Origin of the sequence: Nostoc sp. (assembly GCF_036916735.1) — a bacterium.
GTDB lineage: Bacteria > Cyanobacteriota > Cyanobacteriia > Cyanobacteriales > Nostocaceae > Nostoc.
The window spans coordinates 1-14,049 of sequence record NZ_JBALFV010000006.1 but is presented as its reverse complement, the minus strand read 5'-3'; the positions used below and the strand labels follow the sequence as shown (position 1 = coordinate 14,049).

Here is a 14,049-nt window from a genome sequence, read left to right as displayed (position 1 = left end):
AAATCAGCCGCTATAAAGATTTAGTGTATCTAATTTCTGGCTACCCTAATTTTTCTCTCATCACAATAAATTAGCCCTGCCCCAATAGGGGGTAAAAGAAGGTTATGAGCAAGCTTTTTTAACCGCCTATTTAGCTATTCCTGTGCAACCCAAGTACCATGAAATCCATAAGGCACTCGTTGAGGAATTATCACCCGCGCTACAGGTTCAGCAGTCACATCTTGGGCATTCACCACTACTAATTCTGAAGTATCTGAACCCTCATCGTGAACGAAAGTCATCAGCCAGCCATCATCCTCAGCCGTTGCACTAGGACGCGGTGCAAACACAGCTTCACCGCCATAGCGCCCCTCTTTGAATTCGTGGGTTTGGGATTGTCCATTGCTGAAGTCGTACTTAATAATACCTTCAAATAAAGGTAGGGGATGATTGGCCATTTTGTTAGTGTAGCCATATCGGTTTTGTCGCCCCAATAGGTTTTCATTGATGCGGGGAAATTCAGAAGCTATATCATGTAACATTTCTTCGCGTACTGTCCCTGTGTTGAGGTTAAATCGCCAGCCATGCAAGCGCGGGATATTTCCTTCTGGGTCGCCTTGCGAATTATCTGAACTCAAAACAGTAGTAGAACTCATGCGACAAGCAATCAGCACTACTTCATCTCCCTCTTCGTAAGCGTTGAGGGTATGGAAGACGTAGCAAGAGGAACTCTCAAACCATCGGATATTACTGTTGTTACCGTGACGTGGTAGAATGCCAAAACGACTTGGGCGATCGCGCTCAAACATCATCACAGGTTCTCCCCGTTGCGCTCTTTCTGGGTTAATAGTCAACGGCAAATCCATAAAAATGGTGTAGTTTTCAGTAATGGCGAAATCGTGCATCATTACCCCCATTGGCAGGTCAATTGGCACTGTCCATAATAGTTCGCCTTGTGCTGAAACCACACTATATTGCAGGTACGGTGGCGCAAAGAAAGAGTAGCCAAAGAAGATCATTTCACCTGTAACCGGGTCTACTTTGGGATGGGCTGTGAAAGCAGAAACCAGCTTGCCATTGTAGGTATACTCGCTAATAGTTTCTAATTCAGGAAGCTTGATGGCGTGAGGTTTACCCCCCTCATTCAGCGCCAACATCTGACCTGCGTGCCACACTAAAGCAGTGTTGGCAGTATTTTTGTAACCACCGTGAGGATTATCCATTTTTGGTGGTTCTAACAACCCACTCCAGAGAGCCTTACCCGCTTCTCGTTCTTTTTTCCATCCGGCTGTCTGGACGTAGCGGTTACGATAAGTGGCTACACCATTGCTAATTTGCACACCATGCAACATCCCATCCCCATCAAACCAGTGATATTCACCGATGGGTTTCCATTGAGGGTTAGGGCCATTTCGGACAAACATCCCCGATATGTCAAGGGGTAATTCACCGATGATTGACAACTTATCGGTGGTGATTTCTTCATGAACTGGAGCAAAATTGCGATCAAGATAAGGATTGATTGCTGTTGTTACCATTGGCTTGATATATAAGAGTTACAGAAAAACGAGCTATTAGTCTATCGCAAAAGTTTTGCTGGGTTTGTAGTAAGCACTGAAGTGATTAAAAATCCAGGACTTTAATCCTGACTACGAACTTTTTCACCCATCGTAACTAATGGGACAGACACTAGAGCCAACAGCTTAGTGTCTTTGAGATGCTGGAGGTTGTGATGAAAACGCCCCATAGTATATGGTCTAAGCCTGTGGACGTATCTAAACAGAAGATAACCAATCATTCTAAAGAAGACGGTTGAAACAGGAATCTTCGTCGTTTTAGTGCTAGGAAGTGTCAAAGAATCTGGTAATTTGAATAAGGCTTTTCGTGAGTGAGAACATTGAGAGCTATCTTTAACCAATCAATATAAGTCTGTTCTCTTCGGATCACCAACTCTAGCACAAGCCTTTGCATTACTTGCTCACGGTTGGCAGACTCATCACCAAGTGATGGTAAATCGATGATTTCACATTCAGCAAGCTTTTTGCCTCGAGCCGCCAATTGTTGTTCTAGTAGGTAAATGATCGTTTCATTCGGCAACTGATTTGCAAAATGCAACTGGGCAAGCATTGGTTCTCGTACAGTCGGCAAAGGCTGATGAGTTCCAAGCCATCGGGCGAATTCGGCTTTCCCTGGCTCCGTTACGCTGTAGACTTTACGGTTGGGGCGATCGCGCTGAATCTCAATTGTACAGGTAATCCAGCCTTGCTCAACTAGCTTATCGAGAGTTCTGTAAATTTGTGCCTGGTCTGCTGGCCACAAATGGGCAATGCATTGATCAAAGCAGCTCGTTTTAAGGTCATAGCCCGTCATTTCTTGCTGCTGAAGAAGACCTAGAATTACGTATGCTAGCGACATTAAGACAGTTTTCCCATAATTGATATTTTCTCGATAGGTTCCACATTATGTACTTCTTATAAGTTTATGCTAATATATGAGTAATCAAATATAAGATCCAACAGTTATAAAAAGATATGTTAATTGTCATGCGTCTTAACAAGGAAACCGAATAGATGAACTGAGGTTGGGCAGATGGCTAATGATGCTGTTTGCACAAGACAGTGAGGAAGTGGCGATGTATGTTGAGTTCCGCTCCCGTAAACCTGCAGGATCTTGCTACGCCATCATTGGATATGCTACTCATCGCTAGCATATCACTCAACCAACCAGTGGTTCGCTACAGTCTATTTGTGATAAATACTGACGCAGCAATTATTTAAGCCATTGAAGACTATCGTAACGAAAGGATGGGTAACATTGACTTCTAACACACTTTCACAAAGAATACGTCAACATCAATATCTGCGTGATTTACGAAATAAATTACTCCACCTTCATAAGATGTTGTTGGATACAGAACGCATTGCCTACGAGCAGGTTAGTGGACGAGTATCAAGCGGAGAACTTCTTCAGCTAGTTATCGCTCATGAACAATTTGCTTGGCTACATCGCATTTCTGAGATGGTTGTGCAAGTTGATGAAATGCTCGAAGCAGATGAACCGATAGCAATGGAGGACTTTGAAAAGTTGATTGCTGATGTGCGTACGCTGATTATACCGTTAGAGACGGGCAATACCTTCGAGAGAAAGTATTACAACGCTCTCCAGCGCGAACCTGGTGCTGTATTAGCACATGCGGAAATATCAAGATTCCTCACGTTAAAGGTTTAAGGTAGCCCTGTCAAGGTTACAAGAGGCAAGGGAGCAGGGGGCAGGGGGCAAGGGGGAAAGACTGAAACGGAGCTTGTACTTTGCCCTAGTCAAGCGTCCTGAAAGAACGGGGCTTCTCTTCGAGACGCTTCGCGAACGTACCCAAGGTAAGCTTTGCTTTACGCTCTTGAGAAGGGCTTGCTCCCTGCTCCCTTCCCCTCTGCCTCTTCTGTGATTCGCACTGAACAATATCAAGGGGCATTGCTCCCAGTTTCCGAATCTGATTTTAGTGAAAATTATGCACCAATAGCTATAGCAGTTGTGGCTCAAGCTATTGCTCATCCACTGCTGAGTTGTGCTTGTACCTGAGTAAAAGAAACCTCTCCCTGGTTTTACTATGCAAAACCGCTCCTCTTCGACTCGGAGAAGTTTGTTAAACTCGCTGTTTCAGCAAGTAGGCACAGCTACTTTCGCGTGTTTGTTAACGTAGTCTACAAATAATTGCTTCAGCCGAGGACTAACGCCAGCGTGTTCAAAGAATCCAAAACCCAGATTCTTAGCTTTTGCCAAAGTTTCTTCTGGTGTTAATCCTTCTTGGATAGCGATACTTAAGAGCGCAATTCCAGTTGATCGCATCCCGGCTGCACAATGCACCACTGCTGGTTTAGGAATTTCTTGGAGTGTCGCAAGGATTTTCGTAATAGCCTCTTCATTTAAATTTTTTAAATCCACCTTGAGTGGAACATTCGTATAATGCAGCCCCAATGCTTCTGCTACTTTTTGCTCATCCTGGGAAAATCCTAGCTCATCTGGCGATCGCAGATTTAAAACGGACTTAAAACCTTCTTGGATAGCTTGCTCAAGCTGTTTTGGTATAACTTGTCCGGTTGTTGTCAAGTTTTCGTTAATCTGTATGGCGTTGATCACATTCACTCCTTTTCAATTTCTAATGGCTTCCAGCTTGGTAAATAGTCGAATCACCAAGCTTTAAGAAGATATTCAAATAACCACCGTAAAATTAGCCAAATATCAAAATATATTGCTTGATTACTTCAAAATATTTCTTTTGAAGTTGGTTATTTTATTGCTTTATTCATAATATACGGTTTATCGATAGAGTTAATGTAAATTGAAAACTATTATATTTTTTACGTATAAAATTACCGGAACTTATAGTTTAGGAGTTGTCATCGATAAAATTACAGGCGGCGATCAGTGGTTATCCCTAAAGTTCGCGTGCGGCTGTACTTGCTTGCGTTATAGATGCGAGTCAAAATTTTCAGGATATCAAACAGCAAATTTTTCAGTGAGTTATGACTCAATGGCAAACTGCTAAGATCAGTAAAGTAGCTAAAAATTTGGCTAGTTGACGTGTTGCAATGTCTACGATGGTCACTGACTTGTACTGAGCATCTCGACTACGCCCTTCTCTACGAGAAACTGCGCCCTAAGCGTAGCTATGCCGCAGGCTTTACGACTACGCCCCTCGGCTTTGCCCTTCTCTTCTTAGGCTGCGCCTTAAGCGTAGCTATGCCGCAGGCTTTACGACTACCAAGAGGACAAGCTCGGGCTGAACTCAGGACAAGCTCAGGACAAACTCAGTACAAGAATTTCTCATAACATACTAAAAAGTCAAACAGGCATGTAATTTGAATACCAATCCTGAACCTATGAGCGTTAACGAAATATTTCTGCGGCCTGCCCAAGAAACAGATGCGTGGGTGCTAAGTGCAATTCATATTGCTGCCATCAAAGCTCTGCCTGCAACTTTCTACACCCGAAAAGAACTTTTAGCTTGGCGTAATAACCGTGACAAACCTGATGGTTCAAATATCTTGAAGAGCATGAAAGTGGAAACTTTTTGGGTTGCGATCGAGGGAGATTTTGTAATAGGTTTTGCTAGTTTTATTGTTGATGAACTAATTGGGCTGTATGTCCATCCTAAATATCAAGGTAAAGGGGTCGGGCGTGCTTTAGTTCAACATTTTTGCAACGAAGCGACTAATCAATGTATAAATAAGGTAATTACAACTGCTAGCCTCTATGCCGAAGGCTTCTATTTACGACTGGGATTTACTGCCATCCAAAGAGCACCTCATTATTTAAGAAGTGGAATAGTTGTCCCAGTTACTAAAATGAGTAAATTATTAGCTATTGCACCGAAATAAATTTGAGCCAATATAAGATTTTAAATAAATTTAAAAATGTTAGTATTAAGATTATTTATCTTCAAATTGCGACAGTTTTTTTCAAATAACATATCATGAAAATAAGTATTTGCTAGCATAAATGAATAAAACCATCCGGTCATCAACTCTCACCCGTAGACGTTTGATAGAAGCCGCCTCGCAGGTATTTGCTAGTTTAGGTGTTCAAGGAGCAACAACCCGTGAAATAGCTCGTGTTGCTGGTGTGAATGAGGTGACTTTATTTCGCCACTTTGCTAGCAAAGAACAACTTTTGGGAGCAGTTATCAAAAACGCCTTGGTACTCCAAACAGAAGCCCTTGTATACCCCCAAGCGTGGACACAGAATCTAAAAATTGATTTAATACAGTATGCCCATCTTTACAATACTATGCTAGAGGCGCAGGAAGACTTAATTCGTACCTTCATTGGAGAAGCCAAACGTCATCCTGAGGAAGCGAAACAAGTGATTCAAGAAGCTGCCAAGCCTTTAGGGGAAAAACTAGTAGCTTACTTGCAATCAAGTCAGAGACTAGGCACTGTCAGAGCAGACCTTGATCTATTCCCAGCAGTTGATATGTTTAAAGGAATGCTATTAGCTGGAATGCTATGTCGTAGTGCAAATTTCAATCAAGGCAGCTATAGCTGTGAGGACTATATAGAAACCTGTGTAGATATTTTTGTGTGCGGTATTAGCGCCACTCCCCTCTCAGTTGTTAATACGATTGTAAACCATGATTTTTGAAGGTAAGTTATTTCTGCGTGGCTCCCTAGCAAAACTACTGATGAGGCAACAACTTTAGCGATCGCTACTGAATACAATTTATGTTCAATCGATATTAATAGTAATTAAAATTCACCAACCTATTTATAAAAATAATAAATATATATGAAATTGAAAGGTAAAGTTGTCAGTGGTTTAGGAAACTTTTCTTACTGGATTGAGAAACTCCAAAAATATTACTTGAGAAAAACGGGAATGAAATTCTTTCCTGGAACTTTAAATATTCAACTAGAACAATCTTACGAGCTTCCAAAAAAGGTAATTCGTCTGGAAAAGGAAGAATATGGAGGAACTGTTTCTGTTAGCATTGTTCCCTGTCAGATATTTAGCAGAGATGCTTTTATCTTAAGAACAGACAAAAATAACACTGACAGTGGAGATCATCCAAAAACAATTATTGAGATAGCTTGCGACGTTAAACTTCGGGAGCTATATAACCTGAAAGATAATGATTTAATTGAAGTTGAGATTCACGATGTCAGATAAATCTGACCACGATCGCCTTTTAGAAGCGATTCGTTGGTTAGAAACTGAACCCTATATATTGGGGATGAGCGCTCAGATCATGGCTGTTGCCCGTAAATAGGGGATAAAGTAGAGCGCTCGCTACTAACTAAAAGCGCTTGTTGTTTTGCCAACACTTGTTTACGTAACAAAAGTAATTGTCTGTCTTTAATACCTTCTGCCATCAACCCCTCGACAGTTTTGATCAGATAATCAGCGCAGGAACCCAATTTTCCAGATGCGGTGGCAATACTATTTACAGTGGTTGTTAATGATATCTGATCAGCGTACCTGGGATGTTGGCGATTGGCAACAAAGGCGATCGCTTGGAATTCTTGCGTACCATCAAACACTTTTATCCAACGAGCAACGTAGACACCACCCAACATCTCCCGGCGCCAAATAAGTAATAATTCGGATGGGACATCAGCAGCCGCAATGCGATAAATAATACCACGACAACTACCGCCTCGATCAAGTCCTAAGAGTAATCCCGGATTTTCTGGAGTACCACGAGCGAGGATCATCCATGTACAGAAGCACCGATGCCAACCATAAATGATCCCAGCACGGCGCTCGACGTATGTGATTAAGGGATTCCAAATCAGCGAACCATAGGCAAATATCCAGATATCAGAATTTGGCGGTTGCTGTTGTAATGTTTCATGGAGCGATCGCTGTAACTCATCTTCGCTCAGAGTAGTTAGTTTTATTCCAGAGTGTGATGCTTCTAATAGCCTTGTCTGTTCATTTCCAGCTTCGAGGTCGCTACGACTGAGTGACATAATTGAGATTATTTCCTTTTCCGTAAATCTTCAGTAATTTCACTATAACTTTAAGAGAAATTAATTAACATAGAACTCCCTTTACCGTAGGATTAACGATAAGCCTAACTATAAGCAGCAGTATCTTGATGATGCCAATCTACGAAATAAGGAGTAAGCTTTGTGGCATTTGCGACAAACAAATTATTAAAATTATCAATTAAATATTTACCAGCAATTGCCACCAAACTAGCAATTACAACTTTAATAGCAATTCTCCCACTACCAGTTAAAGCAGTTACATTAGTAACTAGTCGTGCTGCTTTCGGAGGCAATGACGCAATCGATTGGTCAAGTTTGGGTAAAGTGTTCAATCCCTTTGCTCCCGATCCTTCGGCATTTTTGCCTAACTCTTTTTCAGCAGTATCAGAAGGCGGTCTATCTCTGAGTGTAAATATACCTCAAGTTGACGATGCTAGTATTAGCCCACCTTTTGTTTTTCAAACCTCTTTTATACCCAAAGGCATTCCGACCAACTTCACTGATGGTGATTTTCTTCTTTTCACAGGCTTTAACCCAAGAAGTGGTTTTCCTGCAATTGGCAACCCGGGCCCTTTGACCATTAGCTTTGATCAGCCTGTTTTTGGTGCTGGTACTCAAATAGCTGTAGATGATATTCCAGAATTCAACACGTTTGTCTCAGCTTTTGATAGTGCCAATAACCTATTGGGTACTTTCTCAGTACCGGGGACTTCTTCAGTCACATTGGATAATTCGGCATTGTTCCTTGGGATTCGCAGTGAAACTGCTAACATCTCACGACTCGTTTTCAGCACATCTGAGTTAAATAGGGCTTTTGCCATCAACAGGGTAAGCATTATTGCTGTTCCTGAACCAACTTATACTGTAGCTATATTAGCTTTGGGTGTTTCAGGTGCAATTTTAAGAGTACGTCAACGCAGGTAAGAATTGTACTTGTTTAGTGTTCTTGTCCCGTTGGTCGGATGAGAATTTCGTTGACATTAACGCGCGGTGGTTGGGTAACGGCATAAACGATCGCAGCAGCAATGTCTTCGCTTTGCAGAGGTGTAATTGCCTTGCGTCGTTCTTCGATCCGTTGTTTGGCAATAGGATCAGTTATTTGACTGTCAATTTCCGTATCCACCAAACCTGGTTCGATGATGGTGACGCGGATGTTGTCCTTGTGGACTTCTTGGCGCAATGCTTCCGAAAGGGCATTGACACCCCACTTGGTAGCATTATAAACACCAATGCCCGCCCGCGCTGTTCGGCCAGCCACTGAGGAAATATTGACTATATGCCCCGATTTTTGCGCCTTAAAAAGAGGCAAAACAGCATGAGTAGCATATAGCAGTCCTAATACATTGAGGTCAAACGATCGCCGCCAGTCTGAGCTATTTCCAGCTTCAATAGTGCCAAGTAAGGCAATCCCTGCATTATTCACAAGGATATCAACCCTTCCCAATTCTGCATTTGCCTTTGCCACCAAGTTGTTTACCTGGGTTTCGTCAGTCACATCAGTGACAATAGGCAATGCCTTGCCACCACTAGCTTCGATACGTTGTGTTAATGCCTGAATGCGATCGCCACGCCTAGCAGCAAGGACTACTGTTGCTCCAACTGAAGCCAAAGCGATCGCAGTTGCTTCTCCAATTCCGGCTGAAGCACCAGTGATAATTGCTACTTTTTCTTCTAATTTTCTTATCATTTATATCAAAGATGTTGTTTTACAGAATACAGTAACTTGATAAAATTACTGTATTTACACTAGTTAGTAAACTATCATAAACAACTCAAAGAAGCTAGTTCTAGAAGTTTTTGTATAAGCAATGACTCAAAAAGCTGCCTTATCTCAATTTGCATTAACATTTATTGCAGGCTTTGTGTCTGTTTTGCTATTTCACCAAGGTGGAGAGACTCGCCATTTGTTCAGCAAGTCTCTAAAGTTATTACCTAGACGTTCCTGGTTCAATCCGCGCCCCAAGCTGAAGAACTCGTCCGAGATCATCAGCGTTTCGCCAGGTTTCAATTATTTTCCCATCAACAATCCAATGAATAAATATAGCGGTGAATGTTTGCTCTCGGCCATTACTAGGTATTCCAAAGAAACTTTCCTGAACGCAGGTATTAGTCGCACGTACTACCACTTTGTCACCTTCAGCAATTATGTCTTCAATTGTCCATTTCTGCTCGATAGCCCCAAATGAACCAAAGAGTTTACGTACCCCATCTGGCCCTGGAGGAAGCCCAGGTAAACTACCGTGTATCCTCCAAGTTGGAGCAGTCATCTCGCAGATATCTTCAATCCGATGCTCGCTAATGAGTTCTATCCACCGTCGAGCAATTATTTTGTTGTCTTCAATGCCAGACATTGCTACTCCTTTTTTACTTATAAATTAAAAATAGTATTTATTTATCAGTGATTAACTGTCGGCTGAGTGTTTTAATTTAATGCCCAACGGCACAGGGAATTTTTGGGATAAACGATAGCACAGCACGGATTTTACTAATGCAAACAAACAACGGGTAATGTTAACATCATGCAAACTATATCAATATTAAATCATTTTTGAAAATTGATATAAACTTTTATTGACTATATCTCATAAAATAGTATAATATATGCCTAAAATTACTGTTTGCATTCCTACTTTTAATCGTGTTCATCTCCTTCCTTATGCCATTGACAGTGTACTTAATCAGTCTGAGCAAGACTTTGAGCTAATTATTTGTGATGACGGTTCTAGCGATCGCACACCTGAGTTGATGTCACAGTATACAGACCACCGGATTAAATATATCCGTCATCCGCAAAATATTGGTAAAAGTAATAATATGCGATCAGGCTTTGATGCTACCAATGGTGAATATTTTATTAAATTTGATGATGATGATCGGCTAACACCCGATTTTATCGCAAGTACCGCAGCTATTCTTGCTCAAGACTCTAGCATTGATTTTGTTGGTACAGACCATTGGATAATTGATATTAATAATGTGCGAGATGAGGTAAAAACTAAAGAAAATTCTCATCGCTGGGGTAGGAAGAATTTACCAGCAGGTGTTGTAGATAATTTGTTAGAAGTTGTATTTATTCAACAAAGCTTTCAAGTTGGGGCGACATTATTTCGCCGTGAAACATTGCAAGAATTAGGATATATGCAGCCAAATCTGCAAAATTGTGAGGATAATGATTTATTTGTGCGTCTGGCTTTGGCTGGAAAAAAGGGCTATTACTTACCAGAATTATTGATGGAATATCGCTACCATGCAGAGCAGCAAGGTATTAATAGAGCGATTCCTTATTTATTTGATAAAATGCGGTATTTAGAAAGTTATAAATTTGAGTATGAAAAAATAGAAAAAATCAGGCAAAATCGTCTAACTGAAACGCAATTATTATTAGGTTTGCGTTTAATTGAAAAAGGTGAAACGCAAAAAGGCAGAGAGCTAGTTTTAGCAGGACAGTCTTTTTCAACTGCTAAAGCTTGGACTGGTTTAGGATTATCGCTGTTACCAGTTGGGTTTCGGGGTAAGGCATTTAATGTACTGCGACAGGTGCGGGGTTAGATAGTGACATATTCTGCAACTGACTTTTCACGTCATAGGGAAATATGAGTTATTGCTGTAATGAGTTTATCCTTATTCATTTTTGAAAAACCTACTATTTTGTGTTGCTTTGCTATCTCTTTAAGCTGTGCAACTGTCAAAGAGTCATACTCAGACTCTTGAGATGTTTCTTTTTGAGTTTTTTTCTGATTGCTACGTTTCGGCTTTTGTACATCACTCAAAATATTTTCAATTTTTTTGACTGATTCAGTTAATTCAGCAATCTGAGCAGTAAGACTTTCTAACTTTTGTTTTACGTCATTGTCACCGAATTCTCTTTTCCTCATTAATTCAATTTGTTTTTGGAGAACTTCTTCATTATCTGGATCAATAATGAATGCTCCAATATATTCACCTTTTTGAGGATCTATCTCTTTTGCTCTAGCAGCAGCATAGTATTCAAAATGTCCATCAACAACCTCATATAACTGGGCACTAATTATACGAAGAATTAATGGATTGATAATTCCTTCAACTTTCAAAATTAACTCTGCTGTCCGCGTCAATTCATCTTCTGAGAATTGTGAGCGTAGAACAGGAGAAGAGATTTTTTTTACAGCTATAAATGAATTAGATAGTTTCATTAAGGCATTCCTATTTTTTGTAAAACTTCTATTGCTAATAATTCCATTTCTTGAGCAGAAGTAGAATATGGTTTAAAATCAAGGACAGACCTGGGATCAGGTATTTCCATGTTACCTATAACTTTAACTTGTTCGCCGCATTTTGCTAGATCCTCTCTTTCATATATGACACTATCCATCACATTCAAGCCATAGCGTTTTATAATCTGTTCTATACGTTTTGGTAAAGTAGATTGGATAAATTTAGCATTGGTTGAAATTTTGCAAGGAAGAACACCAAGTATTTCAATAGGTGATTTACTAATAAATTTTCTTAACTTATCTATTCGCTTGATAAACTCCTTTACATTCAATAGCCCTTGGTTGGCAAAAGGCTTTAAATCCGAAGGAATAAGTAAATAGTCAGCTGTTATTAAGGCAATTTCAGAAAACAGGTCAATAGCAGGAGGTGTATCAACTATAACAATATCATACTCATGTTTTATCACATTTAATTTTCCAATCAACATCATTTTACTATCAGGCTGTTGAGTAAGTTCTGATTCATACTTCATTAAATTAATGTGAGAAGGAACAACATCAATCTCTGGTTGACTAAATAGCGATTTTCTAGCAACCTCTTTTATAGGAAAAGAGTCTTCTGATAGCAAAACATGACTAATATTACAATCTTTTAAATCATCTAGTTCTTCATCATCAAATCTAATTAATCCCGTTGCCAACGTAGTATTAGCTTGGCTATCTAAATCAATTATTAATACCCTCTTTCCCTTCTTTCTTAAAGCAGCTGCCAAGTTAACTGTAACAGTTGTTTTTCCTACACCACCTTTATTGTGGTAAATTGCAATTGTTTTCATTGAATGTTGCCTCTTTGTTTCAAGATTTAAATTATTTTCAGTTATTTGAACTTTCGGTTTATCTACTAACTCCCCTTCTTTCAGATTTTGTCTAGCAATTAAACTTTTAATTTTATCTATCTTGATCTCAACTTCTTTCCCAGAACATTGAAATACTAATTGAATATCAGTCTGCAATTTTTGATAGATTCTAATCTCTTTGCCATTAGTCAACAATCCATATCTGACATTCAAGCTGGTTAAATAATGCCTGAGTCGGGAGACATGATTATTTAAGTTTTGTTTAGGATGCTTTGCTTCCATGACGACACTCAACGGTGAATTGGCATCTAAGACAAAGGGAATCACTTGTGCAGCAAATGCTAAGAAATCTAAGCGGATGCTACCAACGGCAACTTCTTGATGCCAGGTGTCAGGAGTATAACCTAGCTGTGGTAGCAAATATTGCACTATGAGTTTGCTTTCAACTTCGCTTTCGTTACGGCACAGCTCAGGATTAAAAGGCAATATTTTTCTACCTCTAAATAATTATTGGACTTAAGACAAAACCTTATATTTGCTAGATTATGGCATAGCCTTAATTATTTGGAGTGATATAAATCACTTAGAAAAATCTAAAAAATCATTATAAAATTAGTACTTTTGCTGATAAAATAACCAATTTTGAGAGCTAGTCAGATTCAAAATTAACAGGCTACGTATGTATTTCCCCATTCCCCTTGTAAATGGCTAGAATCAAAGTGTTTACCTATTTGCGCTAAAGGTTTTGGCTACTGTATCTTGTCCCCACTGCCATCAACTCGTTGATAGTCAAGCTATTAGTTGTCCCTATTGCCGGACGACACTCAAAGCTTACGGTCATCCTGGTATTCCATTGCATCGCGCTACTGGGGGTGGGTATCTGTGTGACACCTGCACTTATCATGCTGATGATACTTGCAATTTTCCTCAGCGTCCCTACGCTAAAGACTGTACCCTCTACCAAAATATTGAAGAGACAAAGTTAGAGTTGCAACAGCAGCGCTACACTAACAGTTTTGCAAAAACTGTAAAAAGTTGGGTAAAACGCAATCAGGCTTTGCTGTTACTTTTGGGTTTATTATTGGTCTGTTTGTTGTTCGTTATATTAAGGTCTTGATTTGGGTTTTCTGGGGAGTGGGGAATATAACGCTTCTGTGTTGGGTCTAATACAGACCTAAATAGTTACAATTTGTTGAGGTACGTTGAGGTTCATGATTGTGATACTCTACTCCAAGCGTCCCCTTTGTCAATACCCTGCCACTTGAATCCTTATATAGAGAGAACCCCAAAGACTTACGCTGTATGGTTCTAAGCTTAAGTTGACACCCATGAAGGGGGAGAACCCCATACATAAATGTAGGCGATGCACTGAGCTTGTCCTGAGCGTAGCCGAAGTGGGCTTAATTGAGGAAGTATTATTTCTTCACTCTCAGAATCATGGCGTTCGCATTTGTTACTTTGGCGTTCGCATTTGTTACTTTGGCGTTCGCATTTGTTACTTTGGCGTTCGCATTTGTTACTTTGGCGTTCGCA

16 protein-coding genes are annotated in these 14,049 nt (G+C 40.1%); 8 read left to right on the top strand and 8 right to left on the bottom strand.

The window, feature by feature from the left end:
* Positions 1-134 precede the first annotated feature (134 nt).
* A complete protein-coding gene (locus V7L20_RS02300; RefSeq protein ID WP_334742514.1) occupies positions 135-1,517 on the bottom strand; it encodes a carotenoid oxygenase family protein in 1,383 nt (460 codons plus the stop codon).
* A gap of 313 nt (positions 1,518-1,830) precedes the next feature.
* Complete coding sequence (locus tag V7L20_RS02295; RefSeq protein ID WP_334742513.1) at positions 1,831-2,394, bottom strand: PadR family transcriptional regulator; 564 nt, start codon at positions 2,392-2,394, stop codon at positions 1,831-1,833.
* Positions 2,395-2,793: 399 nt separating this feature from the next.
* Between V7L20_RS02295 and V7L20_RS02290 the strand changes: the two genes are divergently transcribed.
* The gene (locus V7L20_RS02290) at positions 2,794-3,207 is read left to right on the top strand and encodes a hypothetical protein (protein WP_334742512.1); all 414 of its coding nucleotides are present in this window, start codon (positions 2,794-2,796) and stop codon (positions 3,205-3,207) included.
* A gap of 177 nt (positions 3,208-3,384) precedes the next feature.
* Positions 3,385-3,555, top strand: a complete 171-nt coding sequence (locus V7L20_RS02285) for a hypothetical protein (protein WP_334742511.1) — start codon at positions 3,385-3,387, stop codon at positions 3,553-3,555.
* A 78-nt stretch (positions 3,556-3,633) separates the two neighbouring features.
* Here the strand turns inward: V7L20_RS02285 and V7L20_RS02280 are convergent, their stop codons facing one another.
* The gene (locus V7L20_RS02280; protein WP_334742510.1) at positions 3,634-4,113 is read right to left on the bottom strand and encodes a beta-lactamase hydrolase domain-containing protein; all 480 of its coding nucleotides are present in this window, start codon (positions 4,111-4,113) and stop codon (positions 3,634-3,636) included.
* Between the two features lie 722 nt (positions 4,114-4,835).
* Here V7L20_RS02280 and V7L20_RS02275 point away from each other — a divergent pair.
* The 3 genes from V7L20_RS02275 (at position 4,836) to V7L20_RS02265 (ending at position 6,642) form a co-directional block, all read left to right on the top strand.
* Positions 4,836-5,354, top strand: coding sequence for a GNAT family N-acetyltransferase (locus V7L20_RS02275; RefSeq protein WP_334742509.1), 519 nt, complete (start codon positions 4,836-4,838; stop codon positions 5,352-5,354).
* Between the two features lie 121 nt (positions 5,355-5,475).
* Complete coding sequence (locus V7L20_RS02270) at positions 5,476-6,117, top strand: TetR/AcrR family transcriptional regulator (protein WP_334742508.1); 642 nt, start codon at positions 5,476-5,478, stop codon at positions 6,115-6,117.
* A gap of 144 nt (positions 6,118-6,261) precedes the next feature.
* The gene (locus tag V7L20_RS02265) at positions 6,262-6,642 is read left to right on the top strand and encodes a DUF120 domain-containing protein (protein WP_334742507.1); all 381 of its coding nucleotides are present in this window, start codon (positions 6,262-6,264) and stop codon (positions 6,640-6,642) included.
* Between the two features lie 77 nt (positions 6,643-6,719).
* Here V7L20_RS02265 and V7L20_RS02260 read toward each other — a convergent pair whose 3' ends face one another.
* A complete protein-coding gene (locus V7L20_RS02260; RefSeq protein ID WP_334742506.1) occupies positions 6,720-7,445 on the bottom strand; it encodes a gamma-glutamylcyclotransferase in 726 nt (241 codons plus the stop codon).
* A 162-nt stretch (positions 7,446-7,607) separates the two neighbouring features.
* Between V7L20_RS02260 and V7L20_RS02255 the strand changes: the two genes are divergently transcribed.
* Positions 7,608-8,390, top strand: coding sequence for a hypothetical protein (locus V7L20_RS02255; RefSeq protein WP_334742505.1), 783 nt, complete (start codon positions 7,608-7,610; stop codon positions 8,388-8,390).
* Between the two features lie 13 nt (positions 8,391-8,403).
* Here the strand turns inward: V7L20_RS02255 and V7L20_RS02250 are convergent, their stop codons facing one another.
* Positions 8,404-9,153 (bottom strand): SDR family NAD(P)-dependent oxidoreductase, encoded by a 750-nt coding sequence (locus tag V7L20_RS02250; RefSeq protein WP_334742504.1) that lies wholly within the window; start codon positions 9,151-9,153, stop codon positions 8,404-8,406.
* Positions 9,154-9,394: 241 nt separating this feature from the next.
* Positions 9,395-9,817: an ester cyclase gene (locus V7L20_RS02245; protein WP_334742503.1), complete on the bottom strand. Its 423-nt coding sequence runs from the start codon at positions 9,815-9,817 to the stop codon at positions 9,395-9,397.
* A 250-nt stretch (positions 9,818-10,067) separates the two neighbouring features.
* Here V7L20_RS02245 and V7L20_RS02240 point away from each other — a divergent pair, with 250 nt between their 5' ends.
* Entirely contained in the window at positions 10,068-11,015 is a 948-nt protein-coding gene (locus tag V7L20_RS02240; RefSeq protein ID WP_334742502.1) for a glycosyltransferase family 2 protein, read from the top strand.
* A 32-nt stretch (positions 11,016-11,047) separates the two neighbouring features.
* Here V7L20_RS02240 and V7L20_RS02235 read toward each other — a convergent pair whose 3' ends face one another.
* Both V7L20_RS02235 and V7L20_RS02230 read right to left on the bottom strand, forming a co-directional pair.
* Positions 11,048-11,638 (bottom strand): Rho termination factor N-terminal domain-containing protein, encoded by a 591-nt coding sequence (locus V7L20_RS02235; RefSeq protein WP_334742501.1) that lies wholly within the window; start codon positions 11,636-11,638, stop codon positions 11,048-11,050.
* The gene (locus tag V7L20_RS02230; protein WP_334742500.1) at positions 11,638-13,002 is read right to left on the bottom strand and encodes an AAA family ATPase; all 1,365 of its coding nucleotides are present in this window, start codon (positions 13,000-13,002) and stop codon (positions 11,638-11,640) included. Before V7L20_RS02230 ends, V7L20_RS02235 begins: the two co-directional genes overlap by 1 nt.
* A 259-nt stretch (positions 13,003-13,261) precedes the next feature.
* Here V7L20_RS02230 and V7L20_RS02225 point away from each other — a divergent pair, with 259 nt between their 5' ends.
* Positions 13,262-13,633 carry a zinc ribbon domain-containing protein gene (locus tag V7L20_RS02225; protein ID WP_334742499.1) on the top strand — a complete coding sequence of 124 codons (372 nt, stop codon included), beginning with the start codon at positions 13,262-13,264 and terminating at the stop codon, positions 13,631-13,633.
* The last annotated feature ends 416 nt before the right edge of the window (positions 13,634-14,049 follow it).